Below are 23,242 nucleotides of genomic sequence, written 5' to 3' on the forward strand. Positions count from 1 at the left end.
CGCACCCCGTTCGGATTCATGTGAACCGCGCCCCCCCATGTGGATTCATGTGAATCGCGGCCTGTCCTCGCTCAGGTGAAGCACGCGTCGATCCCGACAGTGGCCCAGGGCAGGTCGAGAAGTTCCAGCTCCTGACCGGCCCGCGCGCCGCCCGGCGGTACGACCACGAGGGCGTCGGACGCCGCGATGCCCCGCAGCATCGCCGGACCGTTGTAGTGCAGCGGCACGGCCCGGTCGGCGCGCAGCGCAACGGGAACGAGTCGGGTGTCGTGCGGGTGCCCGTGCACGGCGTCCTGGAGGGGCAGCGTGTACGGCTCCGGGGCCGTGCGTCCGGCGAGGGTGCGCAGCAGGGGCTCGGCGAGCGTGAGCAGGCCGGAAACGGCGGCCAGCGGGTTGCCGGGCAGACCGACGAGGTGCTGGTTCTCCTTGGTGCGGGCGAGGAGCATCGGATGCCCGGGACGCACCTTGACGCCGTCCACGAGGAATTCGGCGCCGATGCGGCGCAGGGTCGGGTGGACATGGTCGACGGGGCCCGCCGCGGTACCGCCGGTGGTGACGATCAGATCGGCGTTGGAGCCGGTGATGGCCTTGTGCAGCGCCTTGGCGTCGTCGCCGAGCCTGCGCACCGCGACGACCTCGGCGCCGAGCCCGCGCAGCCACGGCGGCAGCATCGGGCCGAGCGCGTCCCGGATGAGCCCCGCCTGGGGCAGTCCCTCGGTGAGCAACTCGTTGCCGAGCACGAGGACTTCGACCCACGGACGGGGTACGGCTGCGAGCGTGTCGTACCCGGCGGCCGCGGCGAGGCCCAGCACGGCGGGCGTGACCAGCACACCGACCGGCAACAGCTGATCGCCGCTGCGGCACTCCTGGCCGCGCGGGCGGATGTCCTGCCCGTGGACGACATCCCGGGTCGCGTGCAGCCGCCCCTTGTCGTCGATCCGCCCGTGCTCACTGCGCAGTACGGCCGTGACGTCCGACGGGATTCTCGCCCCGGTGGCGATACGCACCGCCTCGCCGTCGGTGAGCGGCTCCGGCTCCGCATGCCCGGCGAGCACGCCGTTCTCCCGGACCTCCCAGGGCCCGGGTCCCGCGACCGCCCAACCGTCCATCGCGGAGGTGTCGAAGGAGGGGAGGTCCGTGAGCGCGGTGAGGGGGGCGGCGAGGACGAGGCCGAGGGAGGCGTCGAGGGGTACGGAGACGGGGGCGCGACGGGGCACGGACCGGGCGGCCCGCTCTGCGACGAGGCGGGCCTCGGGCCAGGGGGTGGCCTTGTGATGGGCGTGCCCGGACCGTCGTCCGGGCTGCTCGGCTCCGGGGACGGGCGCGGGCACCGAACGGCCCTCGGGGTCGGATGCGCCGTCTTCCTTGACCAAGGCGAGCGCCTCCTCGACGTCGAGGTCGTCGGCGTCCTGGCTGTCCCGGGTCGAGTGGGCGGGCGTCATCCTGCGTCCGTCTCGGCCTGAGGGGTGCTTCCGGTGCCCGGCTTGGCGGCCGAGGCATCTGCGGTGCCCGGCTTGGCGGCCGAGGTGTCTGCGGTGCCCGGCTTGGCGGCCGAGGCGTCCTCGTCGGCCCAGCGGAGCGCCAGCGCCGCGGCCTTGCGGGCGGCCTCCGCCACGGCTTCCGGGCCTCCGCCGGCCCGCGCGGCCGCGTACCCCACGAGGAACGTGGTCAGCGGTGCGGCAGGCCGGGCCACCCCGTGCGCGGCGTCGCGTGCCAGGTCGAGCAGGACGCCGGTGTCGACGTCCAGGTCGAGGCCCAGCTCGTCCTTGACTGCGGAAATCCATTCATCCAACACGTGCCCATGCTCCCTGATACGTGCCCGGGCGGCGGCGATGTCGTCCCAGGTGTCGCAGTCGAAGGACGCGACGGGGTCGGAGATGCGGGTGAGGTCGAGCGCGGCGGTGAGCCGCCGCAGCGGCAGCCCGGTGAGGGCGCCGTGGGTGGCGGCGAGCGCGGCCAGCTCGCGGCGCAGGGCCTGCGCGCGGTACGCGGCCACGAGGGGCTGATCCCGGCCGTCGGGGTCGGTGAGCAGCACACCGTCCGGTTTCGCCGGCCGCTGCGGGGAACGGCTCTCCAGAAGGGGGGTCAGCAGGCGCCGTACCGTTCTCTCGTCCAGGAACGGCAGATCGGCTGAGAGCACGACGACGTACTCCGCGCCGGTGTGCCGAAGCCCGGCGTCGAGCGCGGCCAGTGGTCCTCCGCCGGGTGGGTCCTCGCGGGCCCACTCCACAGGGCGTGCGGTCGCCCTGGGCTCGGCCACGACCACCGTGGTGACGGCATCGGCGCAGGCGGCCAGCACCCGGTCGAGCAGCGCCCGGCCGCCCACGCGCACGCCGGGCTTGTCCGCGCCGCCCAGCCGTCGCGCGGCTCCGCCCGCGAGCACGACGGCGTCGTACGGGACATCGGCGCCGGGGGTGCCCCGTGGCACGGGGCTGTCCGACGGCCCGGGCGTAGCCGGTGGCTCGTACGCGGTCATCCCCCGAGTATGGGCGTCCGAAGGATCATTGCCACCCCCGTGCACAGCATGTGGACGGGGATGGCCGCGGCGGGGCTACAGCGTCCGCAGCAGCACCGCCGGATGTTCCACACAGTCCGCCACATACCGCAGGAAGCCGCCCGCCGTGCCACCGTCGCACACCCGGTGGTCGAAGGTGAGCGAGAGCTGGACGACCTGCCGCACCGCCAGCTCGCCCTCGTGCACCCAGGGCTTGGGGACGATGCGGCCGACGCCGAGCATGGCTGCCTCGGGGTGGTTGATGATCGGCGTGGAGCCGTCGACGCCGAACACCCCGTAGTTGTTCAACGTGAACGTGCCGCCCGTGAGTTCCGCGGGCGTCAGCGTCCCGGTCCGCGCCGCCTCGGTCAGCCGGGCGAACTCCGCGCTCAGCCCCTCCGCGTCGCGCGCATGCGCGTCCCGTACGACGGGTACGACGAGCCCCCGCTCGGTCTGCGCCGCGAAGCCGAGGTGCACCTGGTCGAGCTGGACGACCTCGCGGGCCTCCATGTCGACGGTCGAGTTGAGCTCGGGGAAGCGCGCCAGCGCGGCGGTACAGATGCGGGCCAGCAGCGCCAGCAGGGAGATCTTCGGACCACCCGCGGAATTCATCGCCACGCGCGCGTGCATGAGTTCCGTCGCGTCGGCGTCCACCCAGCAGGTCGCGTCGGGTATCTCGCGACGGCTGCGGGAGAGCTTGTCGGCGACGGCGCCACGGACGCCCCGGAGAGGCACCCGGATGCCGTGCGCTGGAGACGACGCCCCGGTGAGCCCGGGTGAGGCGGGCGCTCCCATGCCGCGCGTGGCGGGCGGGGTCTGCAAAAACTCCGCGGAAGCAGGAGTCGGCGCCGACACGGGGGCAGGCACAGGCGCGGGCCTCCGCACCTGACCGGCCGCCGCACGCAACGCGTACTCCACATCCGCCCGCAGGATCAGGCCGTCGGGCCCGGAGCCCTCCAACTCCCGCAGATCCACTCCGTTCTCCCGAGCAAGCCGGCGCACGAGCGGTGAGATGACGGGGACGGGACCGTCGGCGTGCAGGCGCGCGGCGTTGTGGTGACCGCCGCCGCGCTGCCCTGTCTGCCCCGGCTCGCGGCGCACGGGAGCGGTGGCCGTGCGGCGGTCCTCGCCCGCGGGCGGACCCGCCGACGGGCGCACCGGAACCGCCCCGGCGGACGGCCGCACCCTCCTGCGCCGCGCCGGAGGCGCCCCCGTGCCGTACCCCACCAGCACATTGCCGGATCCCTCGTCGCCCGTGTCACCGTCGACGGAGGATGCCGGAGCGCCCACGGCGACGGTCAGCAGCGGCGCGCCCACGGGCAGTTCCGTGCCCTCCTCGCCGAAGCGGGCGGTGACCACACCGCCATAGGGGCAGGGGACCTCGACCATCGCCTTGGCGGTCTCGACCTCGACGACCGGCTGGTCGATGGCGACGACGTCTCCGACCTCCACCAGCCAGCGGACGATCTCCGCCTCGGTGAGCCCCTCCCCGAGGTCGGGGAGCTTGAACTCCAACACCTGCGCCATCAGCTGTCCGCCTCCCACTGCAGACGCCCCACGGCGTCCAGGATCCGGTCGACGCCGGGCAGATGGTGCCGCTCCAGCATCGGCGGCGGATACGGAATGTCAAACCCGGCCACGCGCAGCACCGGCGCCTCCAGGTGGTGGAAGCAGCGCTCGGTCACGCGGGCCGCGATCTCCCCGCCCGGGCCGCCGAACCCGCCCGACTCGTGCACGACGACCGCGCGCCCGGTCCGCCGCACCGAGGCCGACACCGTCTCGTCGTCGAACGGCACCAGCGAGCGCAGATCGACGACTTCGAGGTCCCAGCCCTCGGCCCGTGCCGCCTCGGCGGCTTCGAGGCAGACGGGCACGGACGGCCCGTACGTGATGAGCGTGGCGCTCCGGCCGGAGCGCCGCACCACCGCGCGGCCTATCGGTTCAACGGCCGGCGGCTCGTCCGGGTTCCACGAATCCTTCGACCAGTACAGCCGCTTGGGCTCCAGGAAGACGACCGGGTCGTCGGAGGCGATGGCGGCACGCAGCAGCCCGTAGGCGTCGGCGACCGTCGCAGGCGTGACGACATGGAGCCCCGGAGTCGCCATGTAGTACGCCTCGGAGGAGTCGCTGTGGTGCTCGACGCCGCCGATGCCGCCGCCGTAAGGAACGCGGATCGTGATGGGGAGTGGCATGGCGCCCCGCGTGCGGTTGCGCATCCGCGCGACATGGCTGATCAACTGCTCGAACGCGGGGTAGGCGAACGCGTCGAACTGCATCTCCACGACCGGCCTCAGGCCGTACATGGCCATGCCGACGGCCGTCCCGAGGATGCCCGCCTCGGCCAGCGGGGTGTCCGTACAACGGTCCTCGCCGAACTCCTTGGCGAGCCCGTCGGTGACCCGGAAGACACCGCCGAGGGTGCCGACATCCTCGCCCATGACGTGGACCGTCGGGTCGGCGGCCATGGAGTCGCGCAGAGCCCGCCCGAGGGCCTGCGCCATGGTCGCCGGTTTGAGGGCAACGGTGGTCATCGCCCGGCTCCTTCCGGCCCGTGGTGATGCGGACCGTCCGCCTCGGCGTCGAGCTCGGCCCTCAACTGGGTCTCCTGCTCGAGCAGTTGAGTGGTGGGCTGGGCATACACATGGGCGAACAGATCCATGGGGTCCAGCACCGGGTCCTGGTTCATGCGCTCGCGCAGATCCGCGGCCATCGTCTCGGCGTCCTCGCGCGCGGCCCGGATGCCTTCGTCGTCGAGCAGCCCGCGCTCGGTCAACTCGTGCTCCAGGAGCGCGATCGGGTCGTGCGCACGCCAGGTCTCCACCTCGGCGTCGCCGCGGTAGCGGGTCGCGTCGTCGGCGTTGGTGTGGGCGTCGATGCGGTACGTGACGGCTTCGACGAGCGTCGGACCGCCTCCCGCGCGCGCGTGGGCGATGGCCTCGCCGAGCACCTCGTGCACCGCCGCCGCGTCGTTGCCGTCCACCAGCCGGCCCGGCATCCCGTAGCCGACGGCCTTGTGGGCCAGCGACGGGGCGGCGGTCTGCTTGGCGAGCGGAACGGAGATGGCGAAGCCGTTGTTCTGGACGAGGAAGACGACCGGGGCCTGCCAGACGGCGGCGAAGTTCAGTGCCTCGTGGAAGTCGCCCTCGCTGGTGCCGCCGTCGCCGACCAGGGCGAGCGCGACCACGTCGTCGCCCTTGAGGCGGGCGGCGTGCGCGAGGCCCACGGCGTGCGGGAGCTGGGTCGCGAGGGGGGTGCACAGGGGTGCGACGCGGTGCTCGCGGGGGTCGTACCCGGTGTGCCAGTCGCCGCGCAGGAGGGTGAGCGCCTGGACGGGGTCGAGGCCGCGGGCGACGGCGGCAAGGGTGTCCCGGTAGCTGGGGAAGAGCCAGTCACGGTCTTCCAGGACCAGCGCGGCGGCGACCTCGCAGGCCTCCTGGCCGGTGCTGGAGGGGTAGACGGCGAGGCGACCCTGCTTGGTGAGGGCCGTGGCCTGCGTGTTGTAACGGCGGCCACGCACCAGTTCCGCGTACAGCCGGCGCAGCAGCCCCGGGTCGACCTGCGCGGCTGCCTCGGTGCCGAGGACGCGGTACGGCAGCGCGTCGGGCAACAGCGGCGCGGGGTCGGTGCGGGGCTGCCAGGCGGGCGGCGGCGTTGGCCGGTAAGCGCCTCGCTGCTCCATGACCGTCATGACGGCACCTCCTCGTGGGAGCGGCTTCAGGCGCATCACGGGTGTGAGGCGCCTCACCTACCGATTGTTCGGTCGTCGGCACATTTTGGCTACAGGCACCGCCAGGCTGTGGACAAACGGTTCTGCACAGCCTGAGATGGACGCAGTACGTCCATGGTAGGGAGGCGGGGGGACATGGCACCTGAACAAATGGCCGAGCCACCGGAGGCCGGCCCCGTGCTTCCGCCCGCCCGCCCGCTCGACGCCATCGATCAAGACATCCTGCAGATGCTCCAGGCGGACGGTCGCGCCTCGATACGCTCCGTGGCCGAACGCGTCCATGTGTCTCGGGCCAACGCCTACGCGCGGATCAACCGTCTCATCGAGGACGGCGTGATCCGTGGCTTCGGGGCCCGCGTCAACCACGAGCGCGCCGGACAGGGAACCTCGGCGTACATCACCCTCAAGATCGTGCAGAACTCCTGGCGCACGGTGCGCGAGCAGCTGAGGGCGCTCCCGGGGGCCTCCCACATCGCCCTGGTGGGCGGCGACTTCGACGTACTGCTCCTGGTACACACGCCGGACAACAAAGCACTCCGCGAGCTGGTGCTCACCCGCCTCCAGGCCATTCCGGAGGTGCTCAGCACGCGCACACTGCTGGTCTTCGAGGAGGAGGACCTGGAACCGGAGGGCTGAGTCTCAGCGCTCGCTGCGCAGTCCCGCGAAGACCAACTGCACCACCGCGTCGGCCACTTCCCGCTCGCCCATGCCCCGCCCGTCCGGCCGGTACCACTCCACGATCGAGTTGATCATCCCGAATACCAGCCGGGTCGCGAGCCGGACCTCCACGTCGCCGCGGAGGTCCCCGTCGGCGGCCGCGGCCTTCAGGAGCTCGGCCACCTGGTGGTCGAACTCGCGGCGCCGCTCCAGGGCCCAGCGCTCGGTGTCCGTGTTGCCGCGCACCCGCAGCAGCAGCGTCACATACGGAAGTTCGGCGGTGAGCACCTCGACCATGCGCCGCACGACGTACTTCAGGCGCTCCACGGCGCGCCCCACGCGCGCGTGCTCCTCGTCGAGGATTCCGAAGAGGCCGTCGAGGGCCCTGCTGACGGCCCGGCGCAGCAGCTCCTCCTTGCCCGCGACGTGGTGATATATGGACGACTTGGAGATGCCGGCCGCCTTGGAGAGGTGCTCCATGGAGGTGCCGTCGTACCCGCGCTCGTTGAAGACCCGGACAGCGACGGAGAGCAGGGTCTCCGGGGTGTAGGTGTCGCGCTTGGCGGTGGTCATGAGGTGCCCTCCCGCTTCTCGGAGGCGTACGCGTGGCGGTAGAGCGCGAGGGACGGCGCGTAGCGCCCGGAGGGGTCGCGCTGATGCAGATCGTCCAGGACGGAGCACGCCCAGCTCCTGCCAAGCCTGCGGCTCCATTCGAAGGGACCCAGGGGATAGTTGACGCCGAGCCGCATCGCGGTGTCGATGTCCTCCTCGGTGGCCACTCCCTTGGCGACGGCGTCGTGCGCCAGATCGACGATCCGGGCCACCGTCCGGGCGACGATCATGCCGGGGACGTCCCCGATGACGCTGACGTCCTTGCCGAGCGCCTGGAAGAGTCCGACGGCCTCGGAGAGTGTCCGGGGAGCGGTGTCCTGGGAGGCCGACAGGGCGATCCGGGTCGCCTTGCGGTAGTCGAGCGCCAGATCGAAGTAGACGACGTCGCGGAACTCCACCGAGGTCTGGCCGTCGGCGAGGACCAGTTGGCCGCCGCTGGGCAGCACCAGGCGGGTTCCGTGGTCCTCCTCGTCCTCGCGGACCTGGATGCCCGCCTCGCGGATCAGGGCGAGCAGCTCGGATGCCGGCCCAAGATCGCCCTCGGCGACGACGTACGCGGGTGCCTGTGCCTTCTCCGCGGTGTGCGGTTCGGAGCGCTCGGCGTCGTCCGCGTAGTCGTACCAGCCATGTCCCGTCTTGCGGCCCAGCCGGCCGGACTCGACGAGGCGCCGCTGGGCCAGCGAGGGAGTGAAGCGCACGTCCTGGAAGAAGGACTGCCACACGGAGTGCGTGACGGACTCGTTGACGTCCTGGCCGATCAGGTCGGTGAGCTCGAAGGCGCCCATCCTGAAGCCGCCGGATTCCCGCAGGATCGCGTCGATCGTGGCCGGGTCGGCGGCCTGGGCCTCGTACACCGCGAAGGCCTCGGCGTAGAAGGGCCGCGCGATGCGGTTGACGATGAAGCCGGGGGTGTCGGCGCAGGCGACCGGGGTCTTCCCCCAGGCGCGGGCCGTCTCGTACGCGCGCGTGGCCGACGAGAAGTCGCTCGCGTACCCGGAGACGACCTCCACGAGGGGCAGCAGGGGCGCGGGGTTGAAGAAGTGCAGTCCTACCAGACGGCCGGGGTTGCGCAGGGCGCCGCCGATGGCCGTGACGGACAGCGAGGAGGTGTTGGTGGCGAGCAGGCAGTCGTCCTCGACGATGTCCTCGAGATCGCGGAACAGCTGCTGTTTCACGTCGAGTTGTTCGAGTACCGCCTCGACGACGAGCACGCAGTCCGCGAGGTCGGTGAGGCTCCCGGCAGGCTGGAGCCGGGCACGGGCGGCGTCCCGGTCGGCGCCGGTGAGCCGGTCCTTCTCGACGAGCCGGTCGAGGCGCGCGCCGATCGCTTCGGCCGCCGCGTCGGCACGCCCGGGAACGGCGTCGTACAGCCGCACGGGGTGGCCCGCTACCAGCGCGACCTGGGCGATGCCCTGGCCCATGGTGCCGGTGCCGACGACGGCCACGGGGCTGCTGAGGTCGAGTGCTGTCATGTGCGCGATCCTCCCGCACGGGGTTTTCCACAGATGCGGCGGACCCCCTTGTCCCGACCGATCGTTCGGTTACTCTAACTCTGTCCGGCTGTTTCTGCCCAGGTCATGAGTTCAACGAAGAGCTCTTGAGACGAGGAGTTGGTCCCGCATGGCCGCCGAACTGTCCGCGCACCAGCTGATCGCCCAGCACCGGCCCACTCTCGACCAGGCGCTGGAAGCGATCCGCACACGCGCGTACTGGTCCCCGCACCCCGAGCACCCCAAGGCGTACGGCGAGAGCGGCAGCCTGGGCATGGCGGAAGGCAAGGCCGCCTTCGACGCCCTCCTGGGCACCCGCCTCGACCTCGGCCAGCCCGGCACGGACGACTGGGTGGGCGAAGAGAAGTCGCCGTACGGAATCGATCTGGGTGTCACGTACCCGCACGCGGACCTCGACGTGCTGCTGCCCGCCATGCGCGCGGGCCAGCGCGCGTGGCGCGACGCGGGCGCGGAGATCCGCGCCGTGGTGTGTCTGGAGATCATCAAGCGCATCAGCGACCGCACGCACGAGTTCGCGCACGCGGTCATGCACACCAGCGGCCAGGCCTTCATGATGGCGTTCCAGGCGGGCGGCCCGCACGCGCAGGACCGCGGTCTGGAGGCGGTGGCGTACGCGTACGTGGAGCAGGCCCGCACCCCGGACAACGCCGAGTGGACCAAGCCCCAGGGCAAGCGCGACCCGCTCGCGCTGACCAAGCAGTTCACGCCCGTCCCGCGCGGCATCGCGCTGGTGATCGGCTGCAACACCTTCCCGACGTGGAACGGCTATCCGGGCCTGTTCGCCTCCCTCGCCACGGGCAACGCGGTGCTGGTGAAGCCCCACCCGCGCGCGGTGCTGCCGCTCGCGCTCACCGTCCAGGTCGCGCGAGAGGTGCTCGCCGAAGCGGGCTTCGACCCGAACCTGGTGGCCCTGGCCGCCGAGCGCCCCGGAGAGGGCATCGCCAAGACCGTGGCGGTACGGCCCGAGATCCGCATCATCGACTACACGGGCTCGACGGCGTTCGGCGACTGGCTGGAGACCAACGCCCGCCAGGCGCAGGTCTACACGGAGAAGGCCGGCGTCAACACGGTGCTCGTGGAGTCGACCGGCGACTACAAGGGGATGCTGTCCAACCTGGCCTTCTCCCTGTCCCTGTACAGCGGCCAGATGTGCACGACCCCGCAGAACCTGCTGATCCCCCGAGACGGCATCCGCACGGAGGAGGGCCCCAAGTCCTACGACGAGGTGGTCGCCGACCTCGCGAATTCGGTCGGCGGACTCCTCGGCGACGACGCCCGGGCCAACGCGCTGCTCGGCGCCATCGTGAACCCGGACGTGAAGGCCCGCCTGGAGGCCGCCACGGGTCTCGGCGAAGTCGCCCTCCCCTCACGGGAGATCAGCAACCCGGAGTTCCCGAACGCGGTCGTCCGTACGCCGCTGATCGTGAAGCTCGACGGCGCCAAGCCGGACGACGAATCGGCCTACATGAGCGAGTGCTTCGGACCCGTCTCCTTCGCCGTCGCGGTCGACTCGGCCGCGGACGCCGTGGAGCTGCTGCGCCGCACCATCAGGGACAAGGGCGCGATGACGGTCGGCGCGTACACCACCGACGAGGAGGTCGAGCAGGCCGTGCAGGAGGCCTGCCTGGAGGAGTGCGCCCAGCTCTCCCTGAACCTCACGGGCGGGGTGTACGTCAACCAGACGGCGGCCTTCTCGGACTTCCACGGCTCGGGCGGCAACCCGGCCGCCAACGCCGCGCTGTGCGACGGGGCTTTCGTCGCCAACCGCTTCCGGGTGGTCGAGGTGCGCCGGGAGGCGTAAGCGTTTGTGCCGGGCGGCGCCTACACCGGCGCCGTGCCGTGGCTACGCCGATGCGCTCCCCGTCGCACTCCAGTGGAACAGCGTCATGGCCACACTGGTCGCGAGGTTGTAGCTGGAGACCTGGGGGCGCATCGGCAGCGACACCAAGTGGTCGGCTCGTGCGCGGAGTTCGGGGGAAAGGCCGCTGCGCTCGGAGCCGAAGGCGAGCACGGCGTCGTCGGGAAGCTTCAGCCCCCGGATGTCCTCACCTTCCGGATCGAGGGCGAACATCGGGCCCGGCGGCAGCTCGTCCACCCGCAGCCGCTCCACGGCGGTCGCGAAGTGCAGGCCGGCCCCGCCGCGCACGACGGTGGGATGCCAGGGGTCGAGCGTGCCCGTGGTGACCACACCGGTCGCGCCGAAGCCGGCCGCGAGCCGGATCACGGCACCGGCATTGCCCAGGTTGCGGGGGTTGTCGAGGACGACGACGGGCGTGCTGCGGGACGTGCGGGCCAGCGTCTCCAGGTTGGCCGCCCTGGACGGACGTACGGCCAGAGCCGCCATCGCGGTGGGGTGCGGGCGCGCCACGACAGACGCGAACGTCGCCTCCGAGACCTCCACCAGCAGCGCGTCGACGGCCTCGCGTACGTCAGGGGCCAGTTCGTCGGCCAGCGCGAGCGCTGCCCGCCGGTCGGTCGTGACGGCCACGGGGATACGCGCCTGAAAGCGCACCGCGTGCTTGAGCGCGTGGAAACCGTCGAGCAGGACGGACCCGTCGGCGAGCCGTCGCCAGGCGCGTACGGCATGCGCACCGCCCGAGACGTCCGGAGTACCGGCAGCGCGCTCGTCGCCCGGCGCCCCGGCGCCGATCTCCTCGTCCGGCGTACCGGCGCCGATCTCCTCGTCCGGCGTACGGGCGTCCGTCTCGTTCATGCCGTGAAGCCTACGTGGGTGTCCTCGGCATGCTCCGGGATGCGCTCCTGCTGATCGCGCGGCCCCGGCACCGTACGGCCACGGACCGCGAACAGCCCTCCACGCGCGCGTGCCGCCCATCCGCCGAGGCCCCGCAGGAAGGGCGTCGGCAGGAACACCGCGTCGGCGGCGATCATCGCGAGCGAGAAGAACGGCAGTCCGAGGACCACGGCGATCACGGCATGCTCGGTCATCATGGCCGCCAGGAGGACGTTCTTGACCCGTCGGTTGAACAGGGTGAAGGGGAAGGCCACCTGCGCGGCGACCGTCCCGTACGTCACCACCATCACGATCGTGCCGTGCGCGGACATCAGGTCGGACAGCGCGGGCCAGGGCGAAAAGTAGTCCAGGTGGAGGGGGTAGTAGACGGCGGTGCCGTCCTGCCAGCGCGAGCCCTGGATCTTGTACCAGCCGGCGGTCGCGTAGATCAGACACGCCTCGGCCATGATCACGAGCAGCGCCCCGTTGTGCACGAGGTTGGCGAAGACGTCCAGCAGGACCCGTGGCTCCGCGGTGCGGGCGCGGCGGCCGACGACCCACCACAGGGCCTGCGCCGCCCACAGTACCCAGAAGAGCACCAGCCAGTCCGGGCCGACCCGGCCGGTGAGCGTCACCCCGGCCAGCGCCAGACCGAGCACCGCCCACAGGGCCGGCCCGACGCGGTCGGGTCCGGTCCGCTCGCCACGCGCGCATGCCTCCCGCGCGAGCCGTGCCCTCCGCGCGTCCAGCGACCACACCTGGCCGCAGCGTGTGAACACCAGGTAGATCGCCATCAGGTGGATGACGTTGTCGCCGCCGTCCCCCATGAAGATGCTGCGGTTCTGCAGAGAGAGCACGCCCACCATGAAGAGCACGGACATCGTGCGGGTCCGCCAGCCCACGAGCAGCAGGCCGCTGGAGAGGACGGCAAGGGCGTAGACGATCTCGAACCAGACCTGGCTGTCGGACCACATCAGGGCCGTGAACGAGTGATTGGTCGCTATGAGCTGCTGGGCGAGGTCCCAGTTCCACGGTCCGTCGGGCCCGTACATCTCCTGACGATGCGGGTACTCGCGCAGCAGGAACAGCAGCCAGGTGGCGGCGAAGCCGATGCGGATCACGGCGCTCTGGTAGGGGCCGAGGGCGCTCTCGGTGACTCGGGTGATGCCGCGCGAGACCGACAGGGCGAATCGGCTCATCGGGCGCTCGCCTCCATCAGCCCGTCCCTGCGGTCGCTCTCGGGGACGGACCACCAGGGCAGCTCGCGGACGATGGGCTTGTCGGACACCTTCTCCTCGCTCCACTTGGGGGGCGGAACATTGGTGGTGCGGGAGCGGACCTGGACGCGTTCGACGACGGCGCCCGGGCCCCCCGCGTGCTCGCGGTCGAGGCGCAGTACGGCGATCCGGCGCAGATAGCGTTCGGAGAGGTCGCCGCGCAGGCCCGCGGGGCGGTTCTGGCCGTCGTGCGTACTGGCGTAGAAGTCCCAGGCGCGGCGGAGTTCGTTCTGCTGGGTGTGGCTCGGCAGCAGATTGCCGTCGATGGCCTGGCCATCGAGCGCGGACAGGTCGTACCAGCCGGTCTCGCGGCTGGTGCCGTCCGAAGCGCGGACCAGGGCGCGGACCTGGATCGCGATGTTCTGCTGCAGCGGGTTGGGGGCGAAGAGTTTCCAGTTCTGCTCGAACTCGGGATAGATCCATTCGTCGATCGCCCGGCCGTGCTGCTTGGTGACCGTGTTCGAGGGCGCGACGTGCAGGAACACCATGCCGAGGTGCACACAGGCGACGACCGCGACGACCGCGAGGGCGAGGGCGGCGGCGATCTGGGAGCGAAGGGGGAGGGCGGCGATGCCGGTGGGCGCGGAGGGTTCGACGACGGGCTCCGTCTGTTGGCGGGCAGGTGCCTCGGACGCTGGTGCCTCGGACGCTGGTGCCTCGGACGCTGGTGCCTCGAACGCGGGGAGCCTGGGGGACGCGGGGGGCGCAGGAGGCCCGGGGAAGGCGGGAGGCCCGGGGGAAGCGGGAGGCCGGGATGTGGCGGCCTCGGATGTGGGGCGTTCCGATGTGCGGGGCTCGGTCACGCAGCTCTCAGGCACCGAACTGTCATGCCCGGCCTGGTCACGCGCAGACCCGTCCCGCACAGACCCGTCCCGCACAGACCCGTCGGGCAGGGAAGCGTCCGGCGTGGCACCGTCCGGCCCTGGCCCGGTCCTCGCGCTCTCGTCGTACGCGTCCATTCCGCCCCGATTCACGATCCCGAATCCGATGCCGGCCGCCGGGCCGCGGGCACCGTACCGTCACCGCGTACCGCGCCGCGACGTTCGCACCGGCACCGTACTCAGACCGTGCCATCCGGCACAGCCCCATGAGACACAGCGGCCACACCAGTGCCCATGAGGTTATCCACAGCGGTTGACACCTTACGGCGCTCGGCCGACCATGGATTCGAGCGGACCGAACGATCGGTCGGTCGGGAGTGAGAGGTCGAGGGGGACCGCATGGCGACAGCAGCAGCGCACCACACGGCCCGCGTACAAGCGGACGGACCGGCGGCCGAAGCGGCGCGCACCGCGGCGTACGAGGCCGTCTTCGACGCCGCGGTGGCGGCCGAGGAGCGCATCGAGCCCCGCGACTGGATGCCCGACGCCTATCGCTCCACCCTGGTCCGGCAGATCGCGCAGCACGCCCACTCCGAGATCATCGGCATGCAGCCGGAAGCCAACTGGATCACGCGCGCGCCCTCCCTGCGCCGCAAGGCGATCCTGATGGCGAAGGTCCAGGACGAGGCCGGACACGGGCTGTATCTGTACAGCGCGGCCGAGACTCTCGGCACCGGCCGCGACGAGCTCCTGGACAAGCTGCACACCGGCCGCCAGAAGTACTCGTCGATCTTCAACTACCCGACGCTGACCTGGGCGGACGTCGGCGCCATCGGCTGGCTGGTGGACGGCGCCGCGATCACCAACCAGGTCCCCCTGTGCCGCTGCTCGTACGGGCCGTACGCGCGCGCGATGGTCCGCATCTGCAAGGAGGAGTCCTTCCACCAGCGCCAGGGGTACGAGCTGCTGCTGGCCCTGAGCCGCGGCACCCCCGAGCAGCACGAGATGGCGCAGGACGCGGTGAACCGCTGGTGGTGGCCCTCCCTGATGATGTTCGGCCCGCCCGACGACGAGTCCTCGCACTCGGCGCAGTCGATGGCGTGGAAGATCAAGCGCCATTCGAACGACGAGCTGCGCCAGCGCTTCGTGGACATCTGCGTCCCCCAGGCCGAATCACTGGGCCTGACCCTGCCGGACCCGGACCTGGTGTGGAACGAGGAGCGGGGGCAGCACGACTTCGGCGCGATCGACTGGACGGAGTTCTGGGAGGTCCTCAAGGGGAACGGCCCCTGCAACGAACAGCGCATCACGCAGCGCAAGCGCGCACACGACGAGGGCGCGTGGGTCCGGGAGGCCGCCGCGGCGTACGCGGACAAGCAGGCCGACCAGGCGGAGCCCGCCTCCGGGCACGGGGACGAACACAGCGGCGGCACGGCCGGCGAGAACGGGAAGGCGCGAGCATGACGACCAACGACTGGCCCCTGTGGGAGGTCTTCGTGCGCTCGCGCCGTGGCCTCTCGCACACCCACGCCGGCAGCCTGCACGCGCCGGACGCCGAGCTGGCCCTGCGCAACGCACGCGATCTGTACACGCGCCGCGGAGAAGGCGTCTCGATCTGGGTCGTCCCGTCCGCCGCCATCACGGCTTCCTCGCCCGATGAGAAGGACCCGTTCTTCGAACCGGCCGCGGACAAGCCCTACCGGCACCCGACGTTCTATGAGATCCCGGAAGGGGTGAAGCACCTGTGACGACCACCGTGAACACCGCAGCCGCCCTGGCCCTCGGCGACGATGCCCTGGTGCTCTCGCACCGTCTGGGGGAGTGGGCCGGCCACGCTCCCGTCCTCGAAGAGGAAGTCGCCCTGGCCAACATCGCCCTGGACCTGCTGGGCCAGGCCCGGGTGCTGCTGTCCATGGCCGGTGACGAGGACGAGCTGGCCTATCTGCGCGAGGAGCGCGCCTTCCGCAACCTCCAGCTCGTCGAGCAGCCGAACGGCGACTTCGCCCACACGATCGCCCGCCAGTTGTACTTCTCCACCTACCAGCGGCTCCTGTACGCGCAACTGGCATCCGGGGAGGGCGACTTCGCGCCGCTCGCCGCGAAGGCGGTCAAAGAGGTCGCCTACCACCAGGACCATGCCGAGCAGTGGACGCTGCGGCTCGGCGACGGCACCGACGTCAGCCATGAGCGGATGCGACGGGCATGCGAGGCGCTGTGGCGGTTCACGGGCGAGATGTTCCAGCCGATCGAGGGCGTGGACATCGACTGGGACGGCATGCGGGTCGCCTGGCTGGACTCCGTGGGGAGCATCCTGCGCCGCGCCACCCTCTCCCTCCCCGAGGGACCGCAGTCCGGGGCGTGGACGGCCGGCGCGGGTCGCCAGGGTCTGCACACCGAACCCTTCGGGCGGATGCTCGCCGAGATGCAGCATCTGCACCGCAGTCATCCGGGGGCGTCATGGTGACGACCACCGCCCTCGAGGAGGAACTGCGCAGACTGGCCGGTTCGGTTGCCGACCCCGAGCTGCCCGTGCTGACCCTGGAGGAGCTCGGTGTACTGCGCGCCGTGCATGTCCGGGGCGCGGACTCGGTCGAGGTCGAGCTGACCCCGACGTACACCGGCTGTCCGGCCATCGAGGCGATGTCCGTGGACATCGAGCGGGTGCTGCACGAGCACGGTGTACGGGAGGTGTCGGTCCGTACGGTGCTCAGCCCGGCCTGGTCGACGGACGACATCTCGGACGAAGGCCGCCGCAAACTGCGGGAGTTCGGGATAGCACCGCCGCGCGGCGGACGCCCGATGGAGCCGGTGACCGTCGCACTGGGGCCCACTCGGACGGTGACCGCCGAGCCGGAGCTGGAGCCGGTGCGCTGTCCGCACTGCGGATCCGCCGACACCGAGCTGCTCAGCCGCTTCTCGTCCACCGCGTGCAAGGCACTGCGCCGCTGCCTGTCCTGCCGCGAACCGTTCGACCACTTCAAGGAGTTGTGATGGCCCGGTTCCACCCGCTCCCGGTGGCCGCGGTCGACCGGCTCACGGACGACTCGGTAGCCCTCACCTTCGCGGTACCGCCCGCCCTGCGTGAGGACTACCGGCACGCGCCCGGCCAGCACCTCGCGCTGCGCCGCACGGTCGACGGCACGGAGGTCCGCCGTACGTACTCGATCTGCTCACCGGCGCCCGCCGCCGCAGACGAGGGCCCGCGAACACTGCGGGTCGGGGTGCGCCTGATCGACGGCGGGGCGTTCTCGACGTACGCGCTCAAGGAGATCGCCGTCGGCGACGAGGTGGAGGTGATGACGCCGGCGGGACGCTTCACGCTCGAACCCGCGGCAGGGCTGTACGCCGCCGTGGTGGGCGGCAGCGGGATCACCCCGGTGCTGTCGATCGCCTCGACGCTGCTGGCGCGCGAGCCCGAGGCGAGGTTCTGCCTCATACGCAGCGACCGGACGTCGGCGTCGACGATGTTCCTGGAGGAGGTCGCCGACCTCAAGGACCGCTTTCCCGAGCGGTTCCAGCTGGTGACGGTGCTCTCCCGGGAGGAGCAGCAGGCGGGACTGCCGTCCGGGCGGCTCGACCAGGAGCGGCTCACCGGGCTGCTTCCGGCGCTGCTGCCCGTGGACCGGGTCGCCGGATGGTTCCTGTGCGGGCCGTTCGGTCTGGTGCAGGGGGCGGAGCGTGCGCTGCGCGGACTGGGCGTGGCGCGGACGCGCGTCCACGAGGAGATATTCCATGTGGACGAGGGGGCCGCGACGGCTCCCCGTGTGTCGGCCCCCGCGCACAGCACGGTGACCGCCCGGCTCGACGGCCGCGGCGGGACGTGGCCCGTCCACGACGGCGAGTCGCTCCTGGAGGCGGTCCTGCGCAACCGGCCGGACGCGCCCTACGCCTGCAAAGGGGGGGTATGCGGGACCTGCCGCGCCTTCCTGGTCTCGGGCGAGGTGCGGATGGACCGCAACTTCGCGCTGGAGCCGGAGGAGACGGAGGCGGGGTACGTACTGGCCTGTCAGTCGCATCCGGCCACGGAGAAGGTGGAGTTGGACTTCGACCGGTAGGACGAGACCGGCCGGATCGGTGCCGGTCGGCGGCTCGCTCCGGCCGACGGCTCTGTGCCTGCCGACGGCTCTGTACAGTCGGCGGCTCTGCGTGACCGTCGGTGAGTCGCGGCCGACCGTTCCCTTCTCATAGAACCTGTTCTATCTTGACGGTCCGTCAGATCAGGAGCCCGGAGATCCGGAACTCCGGTCGGTTGGCCGGCGCGTGGGAGGACAGGACCGTGGACTTCACCTTCACCGAGGAGCAGCAGGCGGCGGTCGAGGCGGCGAAGGCGGTGTTCGGCGGGGTCGCGCCGGACGGGGTGCCCAGCCCCGCGCTCACCGCGGGCGCCGTCGCCGAGGACTTCGACCGGCCGCTGTGGACAAGGCTCGCCGCCGCGGACCTGCTGAGCCTGCTGCTCGACGCGGAGTACGGCGGGGCGGGCCTTGACGTGGTCGCACTGTGCCTGGTGCTGCGCGAGTCGGCGAGGGTACTGGCGCGAGTGCCGCTGCTGGAGAGCTGTGCGGCGACGGCGGCCGTGCAGACGTACGGCGGTGCGGAGTTGAAGGCGGAACTGCTGGCCCGGGCGGGCCGGGGCGAGCTCGTGCTGACCGTCGCCGCCCATGGCCGCACCGGCCACGATCCGGCCGAGCTCGCCGTGACCGCGCGGCACGACGGCCGGGACGGTGACGTGTGGGTGCTGGACGGAGTGCAGACGGCGGTTGCCTGGGCGCACAACGCCGACTACATCGTCGTACCCGCGCACACGGATGCCGACCGGACGGTCCTCGCCCTCGTCCCCCGCGTCCACGAAGGGGTCGTGCTCGCCGAGCAGATCTCCACCACCGGTGAGCGGCTCGGCGAAGTGCGTCTTGAGTCCGCGCGGATCGCCGGCCGGGACGTCATCGACGCGGAGGGGGCGTGGGAGGGGCTGCGCGAACTGCTGGCCACCGGGACATGTGCGCTGGCACTCGGGCTCGGGGAGGGCGTCCTCGGAATGACCAGTGAGTACACCAGCAAGCGCGAGCAGTTCGGGTTCCCGGTCGCCACGTTCCAGGCGGTCGCCGTGCAGGCCGCCGACCGCTATATCGACCTGCGTGCCATGGAGGCCACACTGTGGCAGGCTGCCTGGCGGATCAGTACGGGGGCCGGGGGTGCGCTGCCGGCCTCCGGGGACGTGGCCGTCGCCAAGGTCTGGGCTTCGGAAGGGGTACGGCGAGTCGTCCAGACCGCCCAGCACCTGCACGGGGGATTCGGCGCCGACACCGACTATCCGCTGCACCGGTACCACGCCTGGGCCAAGCAGCTGGAACTCTGGCTCGGCCCGGCGGCGGCGCACGAGGAGACGCTGGGGGATCTGCTGGCAGCACATCCGCTGGGGTGAGGGCGGGGCAACGGCGCATCCGCCGGGCTGATCCCGCCACGCCACAGCGCACCGGCCGGGCGGCACAGTTGTCAGGCACCGCACTGGCCGGCCTGATCGCCCGGCCGGCGGCGCCGGGCAGGCGCCACCGCGCGGGCTCACCTTCGCCGCCGCGGGTGGCCGGCACCCCCGGTCACCGGGGCCTACAGCACGAAGCCCGGCTGACCCTTGTCGTCCACGACCGGGCGGCCGACGGCTGCCCAGACCTGCATGCCGCCGTCGACATTCACGGCGTCGATGCCCTGCTGAACCAGGTACTGCGTGACCTGGGCCGAACGGCCACCGGAGCGGCAGATCACATGGACCCGGCCGTCCTGCGGGGCCGCCTCGGTCAGCTCGCCGTAGCGGGCGACGAACTCACTGATGGGGATGTGCAGCGCACCCTCGGCATGACCTGCCTCCCACTCGTCGTCCTCCCGGACATCCAGCAGGAAGTCACCGTCCGTGAGATTCCCGACCTCGACCGTGGGCACACCAGCTCCGAAACTCATGCCTCCGACGCTACCTGACCGCGCCGGCGGCCCGGTGCCCTGTCGACAGCCCGCTGCCCTTCAAGAACGTCGGAGTCCTCAGGGAGCCTGGGCGATCAGCTGGGCCAGCTCCGCCTCGCGCTCGTCGACCTGGGTCAACAGCTGTTCGGCGATCTCCTCCAGGAGGCGGTCCGGGTCGTCCGGGGCCAGCTTGAGCATCGCACCGATGGCGCTCTCCTCCAGTTCGTGGGCGACGAAGGTGAGCATTTCCTTGCGCTGGGCGAGCCATTCGAGGCGGGCATAGAGCTCCTCGCTGCGGCTCGGCTTCCACTCCTCGGGAGTGGGACCCGCGGCCCACTCCTCGGAGAGCTCCCGCAGCAGCGCCTCGTCGCCCCGGCCGTACGCCGCGTTCACCCGGGCGATGAACTCGTCGCGCCGCTTGCGCTCGTCCTCGTCCTGTGCCAGGTCCGGGTGGGCCTTTCGGACCAGCTCGCGGAAGAGCTTGCGGGCCTCCTCACTGGGGCGCACGCGCTGCGGGGGCCGCACGGCCTGGTCGGTGAGCATCGCCACGGCCTCCGGGAACAGGCCCTCCGAGTCCATCCAGCCGTGCAACAGCTCCTCGACGCCGGGCATGGGCATGACCCGGGCCCGCGCCTCGTGCGCCTTGCGTATGTCCTCCGGATCGCCGGTGCGCGCGGCCCGCGCCTCGGCGATCTGGGCATCCAGCTCGTCGAGCCGGGAGTACATGGGTCCGAGCTTCTGGTGGTGCAGCCGCGAGAAGTTCTCGACCTCGACCCGGAAGGTCTCCACGGCGATCTCGAACTCGATCAACGCCTGCTCGGCCGCCCGCACGGCCCGCTCCAACCGTTCCTCGGGCCGCGCGGCACCCTCGGTGTCCGCGGGCTGGGGCGTCTCGTCCTCCGGCGCCGCCTCCGCCTCCGGGAACGTCTCGCCCTCGGGAGCCTCCTGCGACGACCCCGTCGCATCGGACCGGGCGGACTCGTCCGCACCGCCCTTCAGGGCACCGGACTGCTCCCGTCCCCCTTCATCGGTGGGCTCGGACTGGCTCTGCTCGGCTTCCGGCGTCGTCACGCGACCAGCGTAGGCCACGGGCGGGAGGCGGTGGCCGCGGAGTCGTGCGGTGGCCGCGGAGTCCTTCACCAAGCCCCTGCTCTGCCGACGCCACGCCCGCGTACCCCGCCCACGCCGCACCCGCATGCCGCGCCGACGCCACACCCGCATGCCCCGCGGGTGCCACACCCGCATGCCCCGCGGGTGCCACGCCCGCGTGCCCCGCGGGCGCAGAGCTCCCTGCCACTCCGGCGTCAAGCCCAAGCCCCTACGCGCCACCGACGCCAAGGCCCGCGCCCCACCGGCCGATCACCACCTGCCGGACACCACTCCGCGCCATGTCCATCCCGCCCCGACGACCGCGTCCCGCAGGGGATCCTTCAGCGCCGAGCTCAAACCCCCAGCTCAGCCGCGACCCGCCCGTCCCGCACCGCCGCCACCAGCTCCGCGTGGTCCGCCTCCGTCCGGTCCGCGTACGTCACGGCGAAGGACGCGACGGCCTCGTCGAGCTCCTCGTTCTTGCCGCAGTACCCGGCGATGAGGCGTGGGTCGGCGCTGTGGGCGTGGGCGCGGGCGAGGAGGGCACCGGTCATGCGGGCGTAGTCGTCCACCTGGTCGGCGGCGAGGGCCGCGGGGTCGACGCTGCCCTTGCGGTTGCGGAACTGGCGTACCTGGAAGGGGCGGCCTTCGACCGTGGTCCAGCCGAGCAGGATGTCGCTGACGACCTGCATGCGCTTCTGGCCGAGGACCACACGGCGGCCTTCGTGCGACACGTCGGGTATCGGGTGCCCGGCGGTCGCCAGGTGCGGGAGCAGCGCCGAGGCACGGGCCTCCTTCACCTGGAGCACGAGGGCTTCGCCGCGGTGGTCCAGGAGCAACACGACGTACGAGCGGGTGCCCACGCTGCCGGTGCCGACGACACGGAAGGCGACGTCGTGCACCGCGTACCGGGCGAGGAGCGGGAGGCGGTCCTCCGAGAGCGTCGTCAGGTAGTGCTCCAGGGAAGCGGCGACCGCGGCCGCCTCCGCGTCGGGTATCCGGCGCAGCACCGGCGACGCGTCCACGAAACGCCGGCCGCCGCCCTCCACCGGCTCCGTCGACTTCGCGGCGAACCTGCCGCTGGTGTTGGCCCGCGCCTTCTCCGAGACCCGCTCCAGCGTGCCGAGCAGATCGTGGGCGTCGGTGTGCGAGACGAGCTCCTCGTCGGCGATCGCGTTCCACGCGTCCAGCACCGGCAGCTTGGCCAGCAGGCGCATGGTGCGGCGGTACGCGCCCACGGTGTCGTGCGCGGCGGCCCGGCAGGTGGCCTCGTCCGCCCCGGCCTCCCGGCCCGCGAGCACGAGCGAGGTGGCGAGCCGCTTGAGGTCCCACTCCCAGGGGCCGTGCACCGTCTCGTCGAAGTCGTTCAGGTCTATGACGAGGCCGCCGCGCGCGTCCCCGTACAGACCGAAGTTCGCCGCGTGCGCGTCACCGCATATCTGGGCGCCGATGCCGGTCACGGAGGTGCGCGCGAGGTCGTACGCCATGAGGCCCGCCGAACCGCGCAGGAAAGCGAAGGGGGTGGCTGCCATCCTGCCGACCCGGATCGGCGTGAGCGCGGGAATCCGGCCGCGGTTGGACTCCTCGACCGCGGTCACGGCGTCCGGCCGGCCGGCGTCCACCGTCAGCTCGGCGTGCGCGCCGCGCGGCACCTGCCCACGCAGGGCCTTCCCCTCTTCTTTGGGCGAGCCCTGCACTGGCCGTGCGGCAAATCCGCGCACCGCGAACTCCCGTACCCCGAAAGCCCTGGGCGCGTTCTGCGCCGGAACCGCTGTCCCGAGCTCGGTCATTCCGACCGCCTCCCCCGTGCACGAACATCAACTCGTGCTGACCGTACAGCCGGTCGCCGAAACGCGTCAGACCCTGTGGACAACTCCGCAGCCACAGAGATCCGGACTACTCAGCGAGAAAGAGTGCCGGACTGCTCAACCACGGGAGCACCGGGGCTACTCAGCCACAGAAGCACCGGCATGCTTCCGGAGCTCCCCCGGGCACGGCCCGCTCTCCGGCAGGTACCTCTCCGCCCAGGACCCGAGCTCCTTGAGCGCGGGTTCCAGTGCCGCTCCCGCCTCCGTCAACCGGTACGAGACCCGCAGCGGAGGCCCTTCGTCGACCTCGCGCACGACCAGTCCGGCCGCGCCGAGCTCGGTGAGCCGGTCCGAGAGCATCCGTTCGCTGATGCCGGGGATCGCCCTGCGCAGCTCGGCGAAGTGGACAGGCCGTTGCAGCAGAACGGCCACGACCAGGCCCGTCCAGCGTTTTCCGAGCAGCTGGAAGACGCGCGTCATGCCGTCGTCGACCTTCTGACAAGGCCCCGCTTCGTGGCTTCCCAGTTCCGCCATGGGTTCAGAGTACTGCGTCCTCGTAGGGGGAT

General features: G+C 71.8%; 22 protein-coding genes. 8 read left to right on the top strand and 14 right to left on the bottom strand.

The genetic code is table 11. The annotated features are described in order from the left end of the window. Nucleotides 1–71: 71 nt before the first annotated feature. From ACIBK0_RS05675 to pdhA, 5 genes are all read right to left on the bottom strand, one after another. Nucleotides 72–1,442 carry a molybdopterin molybdotransferase MoeA gene (locus ACIBK0_RS05675; RefSeq protein ID WP_399075947.1) on the bottom strand — a complete coding sequence of 457 codons (1,371 nt, stop codon included), beginning with the start codon at nt 1,440–1,442 and terminating at the stop codon, nt 72–74. Continuing rightward, the gene (locus ACIBK0_RS05680; protein ID WP_399075949.1) at nt 1,439–2,476 is read right to left on the bottom strand and encodes an NTP transferase domain-containing protein; all 1,038 of its coding nucleotides are present in this window, start codon (nt 2,474–2,476) and stop codon (nt 1,439–1,441) included. Before ACIBK0_RS05680 ends, ACIBK0_RS05675 begins: the two co-directional genes overlap by 4 nt. Before the next feature lie 75 nt (nt 2,477–2,551). Further along, nucleotides 2,552–4,021 (bottom strand): dihydrolipoamide acetyltransferase family protein, encoded by a 1,470-nt coding sequence (locus tag ACIBK0_RS05685; protein WP_399075951.1) that lies wholly within the window; start codon nt 4,019–4,021, stop codon nt 2,552–2,554. After that, nucleotides 4,021–5,025 carry an alpha-ketoacid dehydrogenase subunit beta gene (locus ACIBK0_RS05690; RefSeq protein ID WP_399075953.1) on the bottom strand — a complete coding sequence of 335 codons (1,005 nt, stop codon included), beginning with the start codon at nt 5,023–5,025 and terminating at the stop codon, nt 4,021–4,023. The genes ACIBK0_RS05685 and ACIBK0_RS05690 overlap by 1 nt, the downstream gene beginning before the upstream one ends. Then, a complete protein-coding gene (gene pdhA, locus ACIBK0_RS05695) occupies nt 5,022–6,182 on the bottom strand; it encodes a pyruvate dehydrogenase (acetyl-transferring) E1 component subunit alpha (protein ID WP_399075955.1) in 1,161 nt (386 codons plus the stop codon). Before pdhA ends, ACIBK0_RS05690 begins: the two co-directional genes overlap by 4 nt. Nucleotides 6,183–6,371: 189 nt before the next feature. On the opposite strand from pdhA, the gene ACIBK0_RS05700 reads away from it, so the two are divergent. Continuing rightward, on the top strand, nt 6,372–6,857 hold the full coding sequence (locus tag ACIBK0_RS05700; protein WP_399076061.1) for an Lrp/AsnC family transcriptional regulator: 486 nt from the start codon (nt 6,372–6,374) through the stop codon (nt 6,855–6,857). A 3-nt stretch (nt 6,858–6,860) separates the two neighbouring features. On the opposite strand, the gene ACIBK0_RS05705 is transcribed toward ACIBK0_RS05700, so the two are convergent. Together ACIBK0_RS05705 and ACIBK0_RS05710 are read right to left on the bottom strand one after the other, a co-directional pair. Then, the gene (locus tag ACIBK0_RS05705) at nt 6,861–7,451 is read right to left on the bottom strand and encodes a TetR/AcrR family transcriptional regulator (RefSeq protein ID WP_399075957.1); all 591 of its coding nucleotides are present in this window, start codon (nt 7,449–7,451) and stop codon (nt 6,861–6,863) included. Further along, complete coding sequence (locus ACIBK0_RS05710) at nt 7,448–8,962, bottom strand: 3-hydroxyacyl-CoA dehydrogenase (RefSeq protein WP_399075959.1); 1,515 nt, start codon at nt 8,960–8,962, stop codon at nt 7,448–7,450. The genes ACIBK0_RS05705 and ACIBK0_RS05710 overlap by 4 nt, the downstream gene beginning before the upstream one ends. A 148-nt stretch (nt 8,963–9,110) precedes the next feature. Here ACIBK0_RS05710 and paaN point away from each other — a divergent pair, with 148 nt between their 5' ends. Further along, the gene (gene paaN / locus ACIBK0_RS05715; protein WP_399075962.1) at nt 9,111–10,802 is read left to right on the top strand and encodes a phenylacetic acid degradation protein PaaN; all 1,692 of its coding nucleotides are present in this window, start codon (nt 9,111–9,113) and stop codon (nt 10,800–10,802) included. 42 nt (nt 10,803–10,844) lie between these two features. Here the strand turns inward: paaN and ACIBK0_RS05720 are convergent, their stop codons facing one another. Genes ACIBK0_RS05720 through ACIBK0_RS05730 form a run of 3 tightly spaced genes read right to left on the bottom strand, consistent with a single transcriptional unit; the run spans nt 10,845 to nt 13,968 of the window. Further along, on the bottom strand, nt 10,845–11,714 hold the full coding sequence (locus tag ACIBK0_RS05720) for a TrmH family RNA methyltransferase (protein ID WP_399075964.1): 870 nt from the start codon (nt 11,712–11,714) through the stop codon (nt 10,845–10,847). Beyond that, nucleotides 11,711–12,931, bottom strand: coding sequence for an HTTM domain-containing protein (locus ACIBK0_RS05725; protein ID WP_399075966.1), 1,221 nt, complete (start codon nt 12,929–12,931; stop codon nt 11,711–11,713). The genes ACIBK0_RS05720 and ACIBK0_RS05725 overlap by 4 nt, the downstream gene beginning before the upstream one ends. Further along, nucleotides 12,928–13,968 (bottom strand): DUF5819 family protein, encoded by a 1,041-nt coding sequence (locus tag ACIBK0_RS05730; RefSeq protein ID WP_399075968.1) that lies wholly within the window; start codon nt 13,966–13,968, stop codon nt 12,928–12,930. Before ACIBK0_RS05730 ends, ACIBK0_RS05725 begins: the two co-directional genes overlap by 4 nt. Before the next feature lie 261 nt (nt 13,969–14,229). Here ACIBK0_RS05730 and paaA point away from each other — a divergent pair, with 261 nt between their 5' ends. The 6 genes from paaA to ACIBK0_RS05760 all read left to right on the top strand — a co-directional run bounded on the left by paaA (nt 14,230) and on the right by ACIBK0_RS05760 (nt 19,249). Further along, nucleotides 14,230–15,294 carry a 1,2-phenylacetyl-CoA epoxidase subunit PaaA gene (paaA, locus tag ACIBK0_RS05735; protein WP_399075970.1) on the top strand — a complete coding sequence of 355 codons (1,065 nt, stop codon included), beginning with the start codon at nt 14,230–14,232 and terminating at the stop codon, nt 15,292–15,294. Further along, nucleotides 15,291–15,578, top strand: coding sequence for a 1,2-phenylacetyl-CoA epoxidase subunit PaaB (gene paaB, locus ACIBK0_RS05740; protein WP_095935482.1), 288 nt, complete (start codon nt 15,291–15,293; stop codon nt 15,576–15,578). The genes paaA and paaB overlap by 4 nt, the downstream gene beginning before the upstream one ends. Beyond that, nucleotides 15,575–16,294, top strand: a complete 720-nt coding sequence (gene paaC / locus ACIBK0_RS05745; RefSeq protein WP_399075972.1) for a 1,2-phenylacetyl-CoA epoxidase subunit PaaC — start codon at nt 15,575–15,577, stop codon at nt 16,292–16,294. Before paaB ends, paaC begins: the two co-directional genes overlap by 4 nt. After that, nucleotides 16,288–16,821 (top strand): 1,2-phenylacetyl-CoA epoxidase subunit PaaD, encoded by a 534-nt coding sequence (gene paaD / locus ACIBK0_RS05750; protein ID WP_399075974.1) that lies wholly within the window; start codon nt 16,288–16,290, stop codon nt 16,819–16,821. The genes paaC and paaD overlap by 7 nt, the downstream gene beginning before the upstream one ends. Continuing rightward, a complete protein-coding gene (gene paaE, locus ACIBK0_RS05755) occupies nt 16,821–17,885 on the top strand; it encodes a 1,2-phenylacetyl-CoA epoxidase subunit PaaE (RefSeq protein ID WP_399075976.1) in 1,065 nt (354 codons plus the stop codon). Before paaD ends, paaE begins: the two co-directional genes overlap by 1 nt. Nucleotides 17,886–18,106: 221 nt before the next feature. Next, nucleotides 18,107–19,249, top strand: a complete 1,143-nt coding sequence (locus tag ACIBK0_RS05760; protein WP_399075978.1) for an acyl-CoA dehydrogenase family protein — start codon at nt 18,107–18,109, stop codon at nt 19,247–19,249. A 182-nt stretch (nt 19,250–19,431) separates the two neighbouring features. On the opposite strand, the gene ACIBK0_RS05765 is transcribed toward ACIBK0_RS05760, so the two are convergent. From ACIBK0_RS05765 to ACIBK0_RS05780, 4 genes are all read right to left on the bottom strand, one after another. Next, nucleotides 19,432–19,761, bottom strand: coding sequence for a rhodanese-like domain-containing protein (locus ACIBK0_RS05765; RefSeq protein ID WP_399076064.1), 330 nt, complete (start codon nt 19,759–19,761; stop codon nt 19,432–19,434). 96 nt (nt 19,762–19,857) lie between these two features. Further along, nucleotides 19,858–20,850, bottom strand: coding sequence for a hypothetical protein (locus tag ACIBK0_RS05770; protein WP_399075980.1), 993 nt, complete (start codon nt 20,848–20,850; stop codon nt 19,858–19,860). Nucleotides 20,851–21,221: 371 nt separating this feature from the next. Further along, entirely contained in the window at nt 21,222–22,658 is a 1,437-nt protein-coding gene (locus ACIBK0_RS05775; protein ID WP_399075982.1) for a DUF2252 domain-containing protein, read from the bottom strand. 156 nt (nt 22,659–22,814) lie between these two features. After that, entirely contained in the window at nt 22,815–23,210 is a 396-nt protein-coding gene (locus ACIBK0_RS05780) for a winged helix-turn-helix transcriptional regulator (RefSeq protein ID WP_399075984.1), read from the bottom strand. Nucleotides 23,211–23,242: the final 32 nt, after the last annotated feature.

The organism is Streptomyces sp. NPDC050564 (assembly GCF_044457265.1).
Lineage (GTDB): Bacteria > Actinomycetota > Actinomycetes > Streptomycetales > Streptomycetaceae > Streptomyces.